This is a genomic window from Shewanella surugensis, from assembly GCF_023284005.1.
GTDB lineage: Bacteria > Pseudomonadota > Gammaproteobacteria > Enterobacterales > Shewanellaceae > Shewanella > Shewanella surugensis.
In genome coordinates this window covers 1-13,097 of record NZ_JAKIKS010000064.1, presented here as the reverse complement: position 1 = coordinate 13,097, position 13,097 = coordinate 1, and the positions used below count along the sequence as shown (strand labels likewise).

At 41.1% G+C, this 13,097-nt stretch carries 5 protein-coding genes; 2 read left to right on the top strand and 3 right to left on the bottom strand.

Features of this window, described 5'->3' with window-relative positions:
• The first annotated feature begins 2 nt into the window (after positions 1 to 2).
• Positions 3 to 1,007 (top strand): Gfo/Idh/MocA family protein, encoded by a 1,005-nt coding sequence (locus L2764_RS15615; RefSeq protein WP_248941193.1) that lies wholly within the window; start codon positions 3 to 5, stop codon positions 1,005 to 1,007.
• Between the two features lie 133 nt (positions 1,008 to 1,140).
• Here L2764_RS15615 and L2764_RS15610 read toward each other — a convergent pair whose 3' ends face one another.
• From L2764_RS15610 to L2764_RS15600, 3 genes are all read right to left on the bottom strand, one after another.
• Complete coding sequence (locus L2764_RS15610; protein WP_248941192.1) at positions 1,141 to 3,210, bottom strand: amidohydrolase family protein; 2,070 nt, start codon at positions 3,208 to 3,210, stop codon at positions 1,141 to 1,143.
• An 86-nt stretch (positions 3,211 to 3,296) separates the two neighbouring features.
• The gene (locus L2764_RS15605; protein WP_248941211.1) at positions 3,297 to 5,309 is read right to left on the bottom strand and encodes a S9 family peptidase; all 2,013 of its coding nucleotides are present in this window, start codon (positions 5,307 to 5,309) and stop codon (positions 3,297 to 3,299) included.
• 315 nt (positions 5,310 to 5,624) lie between these two features.
• Complete coding sequence (locus L2764_RS15600; RefSeq protein ID WP_248941191.1) at positions 5,625 to 6,089, bottom strand: DUF4442 domain-containing protein; 465 nt, start codon at positions 6,087 to 6,089, stop codon at positions 5,625 to 5,627.
• 132 nt (positions 6,090 to 6,221) lie between these two features.
• Between L2764_RS15600 and L2764_RS15595 the strand changes: the two genes are divergently transcribed.
• The gene (locus L2764_RS15595) at positions 6,222 to 13,013 is read left to right on the top strand and encodes a toxin TcdB middle/N-terminal domain-containing protein (RefSeq protein WP_248941190.1); all 6,792 of its coding nucleotides are present in this window, start codon (positions 6,222 to 6,224) and stop codon (positions 13,011 to 13,013) included.
• The last annotated feature ends 84 nt before the right edge of the window (positions 13,014 to 13,097 follow it).

The following is a 13,097-nucleotide window of genomic DNA, read 5'->3' as shown; positions in this document are numbered from 1 at the left end:
TCATGACAACAAAACTAAAGTGGGGAATTCTGGGTACCAGCTTTATTTCAGGCGTGATGGCACAAGCTATTTTAGAAGAAGGCCATACTCAGCTGCACAGTGTCGCAGGTCGAAATGAGGACAACTTACGTGCTTTTGCAAACCAATATCACATCCCTAATACCTATCAAGATTTTGATGCGTTAATCTCAGACAATTCTGTCGATATTATCTACATCGCCCTACCTAATCACTTACATCATGAATTTATTATTAAAGCCGCTCAGGCGGGTAAAGCCATTTTGTGTGAAAAGTCGCTGTCTGTTGATATGGAAAAAACGCAAGCGGCCATAGAAGCCATCAAGCAACATAATGTCTTTTTTGCTGAAGGGTTAATGTACCTTTGCCATCCTTTTGCAACACACATCAGCCAAGTGATTAATGAAGGTCATATTGGCCAAATCAAATCCATATCAGGCCAATATTGCGCCGCCATTGCTGAATTTGTAAACCCTCAAAGCCGAGGCGCGCTGTATAATTTAGGTTGTTATCCCGCATCATTAATGCAGCTTATTCTCAAACAAACCTTTGGCAAACGTATTTTTGACGACTATACCGTCACCGCACTCGGCCGGCAGGGTCAAGATGGCAATATTTGTGAAAGCAGCGCCACGATCCGTTTAAATAATGAAGTGATATGCCAATTACACACCGCCGAAGACTATGGGCTACACGCCGCGTTTACCGTATTAGGCACAAAAGGCAGTATCCAGCTTAAATCAAACCCTTGGCTGCCTGAAGCTAAAGACAATCAATTGAGTATTAGCCAATACGAACAAGCAGAAAAAGTCATTGATATCACGGCTGACGGTAATGCTTTTCTCTATCAAGTTAAGCGTATTCGAGAAGCCTTGGAAGCGGGAAATAACGCCCTCGCTCACCCCTGTGCCACCATGGAAGATTCGATGCAAATTATGCAATTACTCACCGATTGGGAAGCCTCCACGCTAAAATCACTGTCAACATAATTGATAATCAAACTTAAAATATTTCCAAAAAAAAGCAGTGACGAGTGTCACTGCTTTTATGCCGTTCCATACCTAATGTATACTCACTCACCTTCAACAACTTTAAACGAAGAACCAAAACCCATACTTAGATTTAGTGTAATTGTGTTGATTGAGGTTGAGAGACTATCAGAGGTTGCGTAAAAGGTTTAACGCCTAAAGTGCGATATAACTCGGCCGGTTTATAAAAATGATTATCTTTGACCACCAGCGATACTTTACGGATATCACTCATCCTTTTGGTAGGATCACCATCCACCAAAATAACATCGGCATTTTTACCTTCTTTAATAGAGCCTGACACATGACCTGCCCCCACTAAATTAGCCGACTGAATACTGGCTATGGCTAAAATATCAAAAGCAGGGATACCCGCTTGTTCATACAACTCAAGCTCTCTGTGTAAGGTAAATCCGGTGAGATTATCGGTACCCGGTACAATGGGCACTTGATTATCATAAAGCACCTTCACCATCTCAACTAATGCATCAGCACTTTTTTTATACTCTATCAGCTCAGTGGCAGACACCTTCATTGAAGCGCCTTTTAGCTGCCTTGAGGCCGTTGGAGGAAGATGATCAACGATGGCTAAATATTCTGGATTAGTTCGTCTGTCTTCGGCTATCAACAAGCTTCTAAACGTCGATACAGTAGGATCTACGGTCACACGCTTATCTGCCAGCAACTTGATGAAACGTTTCATTTCAGGACTGTTTAAATCCATCGAACCCGCGTTTTCTCCAATCAACGAAAACCGTAATTGCTGGCGCGTATCAGCATGAGTCCCTGCCAAAAAGTTAAGAAATATCATATTAATATGCTGAATTTCATCATATCCGGCATTAACGGCTTGCTCTGCGGTCATAAAAGCAGGAATATGGCCGCTAACACGTAATCCTCTATTATGGGCTCTATCAGCGAGCGGCTTCACCCAAGTAGGATCGATGGAGCTGTATAACTTAATTTGGATATAACCGTTATCGGCAAACCAATCTACCGTATTCAACGCCTCTTCAAGGCTTTCAACCGATAAGCCTGCCGAATATTCACTTTTTTGGTCCATGAAACCAGCACGATATACGTGAGGTCCAATGATTTGATTACTGTTAAATAAAGATTCAATTTCCATAATACTGTCATGATTACTGCCCATATCGCGGACATTAGTCACCCCAGCGGCAATATCGAGTAATCCATCATCTTTTGATAAATGGCCATGCATATCCCAAAGCCCCGGTAACAAGGTTTTACCCCGACCATCAATGATCTGCATATTATCTTCAAGGGGAATATGTTTGGCTATTTTCTTTATTTTACCGTTTTCTAATAACACATCGGTTTGAGAAAGAAGCTTACCTTGCTCAACATCAACGACATTACTGCCTTGAATGAGCAATTGCGTATAAGAATAACTCAATTTATCGGCCATATTTTCTAAGTAAGACTTCTCTTCACGCAGTTGGATCTCACTTAATACGGTTAAATTATCGAGGCTAAAACCTTCACGAATGATCCGCATAAATCCCCCCATATTTTGTGCAAACAGGCGGCCTTTATCATCAAACCAGGCAAAATCAGGCGTAAAATCCATCCCACTTATCGCATATAAATAAACATGGGCTCTATTACCACCATTTTCAATTTCTTGCTCATTTAATACCGTTAAAGAAGCATGGCCACTGGGTAATAATGCGATTGTTTTAGACGGTGACGCTAATAATGCTTTCACTAATGCCGCATTTGCGGCAATTGTACTGTCTGCGGGTACATAAAAACGGGGCGTGCTCACTTTCATACTGCCTGTATCTTTCGCACTTTCCCATTGAGCTTGATTATTTTTCAATATAAAAGATTCATTAATTGCCGAACCAAAAGCGGACTGGCCATGAGCTTTAAATGCTACTGGCATCCCATTCGGTGCCAGAGTAATGGATTCACTGATTTTCAAACGACGATTATTCCAACCCACCTCTATCGAGCCGCTATAATTAAACTCATTTTCTTGGATCAATACCGCCTTTCCTGCTAAACCTTTTTCGGTGTACAGCAAATTGGTGATGCTTTCTTTACCCGCGGCTATGGCACTAAAACTCGAACAATAACTCGTACTGACTAATATCACCAGTAAGCCTAACCAGCCTTTATGGGTTTTTCTTGCCATCATATTCTTCCTTGTATGTGTGGTTGGAGACGTACAAAAACGTCTCTTTTTGAGTATTCAATCGTAACTAAGCCAAAACATACGCTTTGCTACTTTTTAGCTGAATGGGTATTCGGATCCGCGCGTTCTGTCCCACCGTACTTTTCAAACCACCACAGAATATAAGCCACTTTGGTGATCAGGTTCGACGGTCTGGCGGTGATACTATGACTGGCATTAGGGATCCGTACCATTACAGTATCGACTTGCTTGAGTTTCAATGCTTGGTATAACTGCTCAGACTCGGAGATCGGCGTTCGATGATCTTCCTCACCAGTGAATAACATGGTCGGTGTTTCCATATTCCCCACATAACTGATGGGCGAGCGCTTCATATATTCAGCGCTATTATTCCAAGGTTTATCATCAAACCAATATTTAGCAAAAAAGGGATAATGATCTGCCGTCAGCACAAAGCTAAACCAGTTGATCACAGGTTTAGCGACTACCGCCGCAGCAAAACGTTTTGTATGACCAATAATCCAAGCCGTGAGTACCCCTCCTCCTGAGCCTCCTGTGACAAATAAACGTTTCTCGTCGATAAAGCCTTTAGCTATGAGCGCATCAACACCAGTCATGAGATCATCATAATCATAACTCGGATATGCATGATGAATTTTCTGAGCAAACTCAGCCCCATAACTGGTACTTCCTCTGGGGTTCATATACAGCACCACATACCCTGCGGCGGCATAAAGCTGATCTTCTGCCGAAAAATGCGGTCCATAAGCGGCCGCAGGACCGCCATGAATTTCAAGTATTAGCGGATATTTTTTGCTCGAGTCAAAATGAGGAGGATAAAGTATCCAGCCTTGGATCGCCAAGCCATCATGACTGGATTTCACTTGAATATTGTCCAGCTTGGCTAGTGTTTTACCTGATAAGGCATCTTGATTAAGCTGGGTTAAGACGTAATGTTTACCCTTCTTAACGATACCAATTTCCGCTGGCACTTGAGGATCAGATTGGGTAAAGACTAACGTGCCGTCATGGGCAACATCAAAGTTTCCTCCAGAATAAGGTCGGCCTAAGTAGTCATTACCAATATTATTGGTGATTAATTTTCGTTTCCCTCTTAATGGCTGAAAAGCGACACTGGTACTGCCTTTATCATCATACTGAATATATAGGCCTTTATTTCTCACACCCCACTTTATATCGGATACATTCCGATCAAGATCTTGAGCTAATACTGCCACCTTGCCATCTTTTAAGGATTTGACGTACAGTAGCGAATTATCATAATTCATGCCTTTATCATCAAAGCCTAAATACGCCAAATACTGTCCATTAGGCGAGACTTGGGGATGATTGTCAGGGCCATTTCTATCCGTCATGGCAATAATGCTTCGAGAGTCGAGATCTAAACGATAAATTTCACTGCGGATCGGCGCTAAGACTAAATTGTCAAAACGTTGAGCAGAAAAATAAATTGATTTAGCATTAGGCGCCCAACTCACTTCACCATTATGATCATAATCTCCTTTCGTTAATTGCTGCGCATTACCGCCATGAGTCGCTAGCATAAAGATATGCTCAAAACCTGAACGAGTATAACCCGCACCATCTTGTCGATAAATAAGCTCATCGATAACAACTGCCTCATCGGCCCAAGTGGCGCCTTTGGGTTTACCCACTATTTTCACAGGCCTATTGGGCTGGCTAGGAACAAACATATTAAAAGCGATAAAACGATTATCCGGAGACCAACTTAAATGACTTGGTGCTTCATTTAAATGACTTATCATCGCAATCTCGCCAGTATCTAACCATTTAATGAAAATTTGCGGCTTGCCCGAACGCGTTGAAATAAAAGCGAGCTTTTTTTGATCCGGTGATAGTGCCGGCGAAAAATCGGCATGAATACCGGATGTCACCGGAAGGAGTATTTTGGTTTGGGTGTGTAACGACCAGATATTTTTAACTTGTCTATCGATATTGATATCCATACGATTACGCACAAAATACACCCGTAAACCATCATCACTGATAGTCATATCACTGGCATATTCAATATTAAACACATCAATGGGCTTAAATAAAGTCTCATCACTATCTCTCATTGCAGCAAATAGCGGTGAAGAAAACAGCAAAAAATTAGCCAATAATGGCCCTATAATAAAGTAAGGTAATTTCACTTTTCATCCTTGTCTATATTTTATATTTTTCTCTTATTCTATTGAAGATGCCAGTTTTCACCATACCAAACAAGCTTCTTTTTAAACCTCAATATGTCATGTATTCATCTAAAATGTCACAGCCCATGCATGACTGGATTTGGCTTAATTTAAATCAAACTCAGTATTTTGTAACTAAAAGTGTTTGAGATATGTCAACGGAATACTAATAATGATTTAGGTTAAATGAGGCATTAAGTATTATCGACCTTGCTTCCTTCTGATATAAATGATTTTTTTCACCTTAGCAACCACTTCCCCGGTTTCATCTTTGATATCCACGACTAATTCAGGTAAATATTTATCGCCTTTTTCTGTTGCCTGATAAATATGCTGTAATAATTCATCACCAATGCAGAAATCACATGACACTCGACCTTTACCCGGTTTAATAAATTCAATATTGGCTGACTGATCCCATACTTTAAAATCACGACCGAGAATTTGGATCAGCATTAACATAAACCAAGGATCGGTCATCGCAAATAAATTACCACCAAAATGCGTGCCAACATAGTTTCGGTTATACCACCTTAATGGCATAACAACCGTCAATTTCCGGTAATCTTGGCTGATCTGCTTGATACTGATCCCCGTAAATAAATAAGGTGGATAAGCATTCATAGCCCATTTAAAAAAAACGCTTTTCGAGAGTAACGATTTCATATAATACCTATATCCCTAAGGTTTCTTATTATTTTAAGGCCCACAGGTTATCATTTTCTCTATAAAGTCATCAATCCATGCATCATGAACTAGACTTTAGTACTAGTCTTGAGTCAGTTGAATGGAATCATCATGCAAACGTTACGGATAATACTCTTTAGTCTATTGATACTATTGATATTAAGCTTGTATCCAGTTTTAAGTTTAGCGACAAATCATCAAGACGACTTAAATTATGATATTTATCAAAATCAAACGGACGATCTATTTATCAGGATCCCACCCCACTTTGTTTTAATTGCAGGTGAGATTAATATTCCGCTTAATATCACGCCTAAAAATGGTATTTTCCAGCTTGCCTATAATCCAACCACCGATAATTGGTCTCTCATCATTCTCAGCGAAACGGAGTTTAACCGATTAACATTAACACCAGCATCTCATTATATTCTCGATTTTGCAGAGCTGGATGGCGATGGCCACCTCGATCTTTTAATCCGCAGTGACGATAGCACTAATGACAGTTTCATCGTCAAACAACTCACCCGTACCGCTCAGCTCAATGTATACAGCCAGTCACGTAACAACATCGATTTATCTCAGACGACTCAACTCACCACAACAGACATCAACGGCGATAATATTGACGATATCATCGCTAATAATAATGGGGCATCGATCACTTATCTTGGATCGCGTTCAGGTCAACTGGTGAATACGTCCGCCACAGCGACTTATACCCAACTTGGAAACATCATCAGCACTCATCAAGGTCAATTTAAAGTCTCTGAAACGGGCTCGGCTAGCTATTACTTTCCACTGCAACTGCCACCCGCAACCGCAGGTGTCATTCCTAATTTAGGCTTAGCTTATAACAGCCAAGGTGGAGAAAGCATACTCGGTATTGGCTGGCACCTTTCTGGTTTATCTGCGATAAATCGATGCCCAAAAAATATTGCTGTCGATGGACAAATAGCAGGCATAAGTTTTGATCACAATGATGCCTATTGTTATAACGGGCAAAGACTCCTGTTAAACACAGGCTCAAGTAACCAATATCACACTGAAATTGATTCATTTCATTCCATTACAGCACACCCTGATAATAATAATCCCAGTTACTTTACCCTCACGACTAAAAACAATGAAACGCATTACTTTGGCAAAGCCCCCGCATTAACCAGCGCTACAGATGCTTATATCGAACGCAGTGGTTTTGCCAGCGGGACTGCCGCTCAAGTGTGGGCATTGAAAGCTATTATCGATAGTCATGGCAACTATGTTCGTTATGATTACCATAAAGATATCACTAAAGGGAGCCACTATTTATCGCAAGTGGTTTATGGGGGTAACCATCTCTTAGGAAAGCCCACATATAACAGTGTTAAATTTCATTATGACGATCTCAGCAAAAGCTATATCAGTTTTTCTAATGGCGCTCGACTGACTCATGATAAAAGACTCAGTAAAATCCAAGTCAAACAAGATAATGACATTTATCGCTCTTACGGTTTTACTTGGTCACTCACTGAACTCCCTGAAGAACGGCGTTATATGACGGCCATTCAGGAATGTTTCGATCAAAACCACCAAGTATGTTCACCTAAAACAAAATTTGAATTTGAGCATGCTACACGTAAAACAGCTGGAGCACATTATGCGCTTTGCACCGCAGCCAGTAATGGTACAGTGTCTTGTACTGCAGTGTCCCAATGTGAGCCTGGGGCTGAAAGCAATGCAGAAGCTTGGTGCCAAGTCAGTTATCAAACGGCGGATTTCGCCCCCTTTGAGTCCGGCAATGCTAATATCTCAATCCATGATGATAGTCGTTTTTATACACAAATATTAGATTTTAACGGTGATGGCTATGCCGATATTCTGTTCCCTAAAAATAACCAATGGCATTACTATACCAGTCACTGGGATGTGAACAAGGTTAATTCAAGCACGATTTCAGAAGCATGGGCTAAGCAGTATTTAAGCCAATATGATACTCAACGCATACTCAGCATCAGTAATGTACAAGGTAAAACACAAGCGATCAGCAATGCCAGTTTAGGCAAGAAAGAGTATGTGAAGATCATTGATCTTGACGGGGATGGTAAACAAGAATTACTGATCCCATTTGAAAATGGTCATTGGCATGTCATCAGCTCAGATCCCAGCACAGGAGAAAGGCGTATTTGTGAAACTGAGCCTGGAACTGAACATATTTGCTTCACAACACGGGTTAACTACGATTTTACTTACCGCTCTTTGGGTATTTCATCTTCTCAATACGCCAACACTATTATTGCCGACATTGATGGTGATGGGCTGCAAGATATTGTTTTTAAGTCAGGTACTGATCTTCACTATTATCAAAACGTAGGCGGAAACTTTTCATCGCCTAAAGCCATTTCATTAAACTTCCCTTCTAAAAGTGGCGGGGCCATTCTGCACCAAACCTTTAGCCAACTAAGTAAGTTTGGCAATAATACTGCCATGGTCGACATTAACGCCGATGGCTTAACCGATCTTATTCTGACCGTCAAAAAGACCACTTCAAATAATGGTCCTTGCGGCCCCATGTACACCGGTGTGGTCTGCCCTATTGCCCCCTCCATGCAATATAGTACACAATCAAGTGTCAGCTATAAAACCTATGCCTTTATTGCGTCAGTTAATCATCATCAAATTACCTATACCGCCACAAACGGTACCTATCTAGAAACCGACTTAAGCGATCTTAATGTTGCTGACTTTAACGGTGATGGACTCACTGATGTCTCGTATCGATTGCGCAAAATTTGGTATTACCGTCTATCGAAAGGTAATGGGAGCTTTACCTTCCGTAAAGCCTTAGCGGGGATTAATGCCACCAATAATGATATTTATAGCCGCCACCAATTTATTGATTTTAATAATGATGGCCGCACCGATGTTTTAGCAGCAACCGCTAGCAGAAATTACGATCTTTATTTATCCGCTCCAAGTCCAAATTCTGAGTCTATACATTTTGCAAAACGTGGCATGCTTCCTACTGGTACGCACAACGATCCTAATATTACATCGATACGATTTGCTGATGTCGATGGCGACACCAAAGTTGACCTACTTTACTCCTCCGGCAATAGCAACTCTTGGAAATTACATAAAGCCACTCGTGCCAATATCAATGAGCATGTTATCACCCGTATTATTGACAGCTCAGGGATTAAAACCGATATCGCTTACGCTCCCCTCAATAGCGGCATCCCACTACTCAACATTGAATCGAGCCAGAAACCTTCAGTCAAATCCAATTATGATTACGATGATGAACCTATCGGTCAAGAAGATGGTCGAGATTTTCTCACTCCGATTGCGGGTATGTATCTCGTCTCTGAAATAGCACAACAAACCCATAACAATCATTCGATACTCACTCAATATGCTTATGGTGGGCCACTGACCCACAAAAAAGGCCGAGGCTTTCTAGGATTTGAAACCATACAAATCACCCAACCAGAGCACAGTCTCACCACCACAACGCAATATCATCAACTTCATCCTTTTACAGGTCATATAAAAAATCAACATCAGCGCTACCAAGACTTTCTACTGAAGCAAACCCATCATACTTATTCGCATACCACCAGCGCCAAAGGCGGGATACAGGTCAAGCAACTTACGATACAAGAACACCAATATAATATCGATTTATCCGCTAATGGCACTACGGCGTCTAATCATAAAAAAGTCGGAGAAACCCTCACTACAAATACCCATGACAATTGGCATAACTTGTTAAGTAGTCAAGTGCTGAAGAAAAGCAGTACTGGCAGTCTGGTGCACGAAACCTTTACCACTCATCGTTATTCAAATTCTGCCTATAATGCGATCACCCCAGCCGCATTAACCTTAGCGTATAATCATAATCAAGTTGCCTCACAATCTGGGCCAAACTTAGATGCAAAACAATTTAGTCGCCTTCATACCAGTCAAGTAAAAAAAACGCGTTATCAGCACACAGCAAACGGCCAAATAGACTCACAAACCAGGCAAACAACATTGAGCTACCACCCTAATGGATTACTCAGAGAATCCCTTATCAATGGATTAACGACTGCTTACTTCTACGATAAATTTGGCAATAAAGTGGCTCAACAAGAATACGCCAAAGTGAATGCGACTCAGTATCAAAAGCGAGCTAACTACTGGTTTTATGATAACCGAGGCCAATATATCGCCAGTAAAATGAACTCATCGGGTGAAAAAGAGCATTATCTTTACAATGGTACCTCTGGCAACGTCGCCACTCTCGGGCGTATTGTCAGCCAAACCCTAACAGGTCCGAATAAATTAGCCACAACGCAATACTTCGATATACAAGGACGGACTATCGAGCAGTTTTTTGCTAATGGCAATAAAACCAAAATAGCATGCAGCTATTGTGCCAGCTGTGATAAGAACTATATGACAGAAACAAGTACTCGCTCAAATAAGCCAACAAAAATCCGATATATCGACAGGTTTGGTCGAGAAAGAGAAACGAAAAGCAAAGGGTTTAATGGCAGCTGGATAGTCACCACAATGGCTTATAATGAACAAGGGCAACGAACGCATATTTCAACCCCGCAATTCTCTTCAACGTCCAATCATCATCACCAAAGTGTGTATGACAAACTCGGTCGAGTCTACCGAGAAACCCTACCGTCGGAGTCGAATATTATTAGCCGGCAAAGTAAAATTAATGGCTTAACGACAACGGCTATTGACGAGAACGGCTATCCTTCTCATTACACTTACAGCCCTGACGGACTGTTAATACAACATGAGAATGTTGAAGGGCAGCGTATTCATTATTATTACGATGCCTTTAATAATCAAACGAAAGTGACTATCTCAGCAAAAAATCAAGCGGGCTCAGAGCAACAACAATCGCAACTTTTCAACGTTAATCCTTACGGGCAAACACTCAATACTAATGATCCCGATAAAGGAATATGGGCATATCAGTACAATGGATTTGGAGAGGTCATTAAACAAACCAATGCCCTAGGGCAAAACACGCTATCTGGCTATGATGAAATGGGGCGTCAATCTTGGCGAGAAGATAACGATCGCTTTATCTGCTGGTACTTTACTGGTCACAGTAATACTCATAATGTCGGTAAACTCAATGCGGTTAAACAATGGGCCAAGCCAAACACTCCAGATCCACAAACCCATTGCTCAAATACCGATCTACCTGAATACAGTGAGCAACATCACTATGATGATTTTGGCCGCCCGAAAAAAATCAACTTTAAACTGGATGGCACAAATTACACTACGGGCTACGAATACAACGCAAAAGGACAGTTAAGTCGCCAATATTATCCCAATAACAATGGTCTTTTCTATATCAATTTTTACTACAATGCTTACCATTATCTTTATCTACAAAAAGACCATCAACGCCGAGAATTACGTAAAATTATCACAATGGATGCCTTTGGCAATATCACTCAACAAGCCTTTGCTAATGGCACTCAAGAAGTTAAAACCTTTAATGCTAAAACAGGCCGTATCAATTTCATCAACCTCACCCATGGCAACCAAAAAGTGCATCAACTTAGCTATGGCGAATATGACAAGAAAGGTAATCTTGGCAACCGGGCACACAGTTATTATCACCAAGGCCTACTTAATCTCGCTTTTAATGAAAATTTCACTTATGACACATTCAATCGTTTACGAACCCGTCAATTAAGCATCGGAGCGGGAAGCTTATCGCCCTACGGTTATTCAGAGCAATATCAATATGATGGTTTCGGTAACATTAAAACACGCAAAGGGGAGATAAGTGGCAGTGCATTAATTACCTTAGCCCACTACCAATATCAACAGACCTCAAGTGCCCATCGCTTAAAAAGTGCCATCGTTGATGGAAAAGGTTATTCACACTTTAGCTATGATAATAATGGCAATATTCTGTCAGATGGCCATCGACAGTTTACTTACTATTCTTTTGACAAAATTAATACGATCCAACTCAATGACAGCTACAGCCAATACCGTTATAACCCTCATCAAGGTATGATGGCTCGCAGCGACAAGCGTTTAGACAATGATGACCAATGGAAAACCTACCAGACTCATTATATCAGTAATCTCTATAAAAAAGAGCAACGCTATCAGGATGATACTCTCGAGCAAACCCGTCACCGATATCTACTCGATAATATCATTGTCGAACGAGATGAATATCCTGCTCACCCTTCGAAAGAAAATGTGCTTTATCAGCATAGCGATCATCAAGGTTCCAATCTCACCGTCACCAACCAAACTGGCCAAGTTGTGGAACAATACTTTTATACCGCTTTTGGTAAGCCAATGAAAATCAATAATAACAAGCTTGCTAATGTCACGGCCCCTATGGCTCGAGCTTACACAGATCATGAGGCACTACCGACACTGGATATCATTCACATGGGCGGACGCATTTATGATCCTAATCTAAATCGATTCTTACAAGCCGATCCCAGTATTCAAGCACCGCATAATATACAAAACTACAACCGATTCAGCTATGTGCTAAATAACCCACTGCGATATACCGATCCTAGTGGTTATAACTTCTTTGAGAGTGTATATCGATTTTTAGGCAAAATTGATGGTCGCGAACATTCTCAAAAATACGTCTTCCAAAAAAATCCCTCCTTAGCCAATTTTACTCAAACAGCCCTAACCTATATACCTGTATTTGGCACACTCGCTTCGGCGCACTTTGCCTTTGATCGTGTCTATTACGCCTCTGGCAGCTTAAGAGCCGCTTTTAAAGCGGGGATCATCTCCTATGTGATGGCAGAGGCTAGTGGTAGCCCCGAATTTAGCTATGAAGCCATCGCTATTTTAGCCATAGATAATATTAACCCTGACGTGGGTCGTGTCGGAGCTATAGTCGTTTCTGGTGTATGAGGATAAAGCATTGCGATGTAACCTGTTAATTGATCTTGGCCGATCAACAATTAACAAAAGGAACATCGCAATGACTAAAAATGA

What these genes read in the sequence shown, in the direction of transcription:
- L2764_RS15615 (WP_248941193.1), top strand. Translation starts at nt 3, where the DNA reads ATGACAACAAAACTAAAGTGGGGAATTCTGGGTACCAGCTTTATTTCA.
- L2764_RS15610 (WP_248941192.1), bottom strand. Translation starts at nt 3,210, where the DNA reads ATGATGGCAAGAAAAACCCATAAAGGCTGGTTAGGCTTACTGGTGATA.
- L2764_RS15605 (WP_248941211.1), bottom strand. Translation starts at nt 5,309, where the DNA reads ATGAGAGATAGTGATGAGACTTTATTTAAGCCCATTGATGTGTTTAAT.
- L2764_RS15600 (WP_248941191.1), bottom strand. Translation starts at nt 6,089, where the DNA reads ATGAAATCGTTACTCTCGAAAAGCGTTTTTTTTAAATGGGCTATGAAT.
- L2764_RS15595 (WP_248941190.1), top strand. Translation starts at nt 6,222, where the DNA reads ATGCAAACGTTACGGATAATACTCTTTAGTCTATTGATACTATTGATA.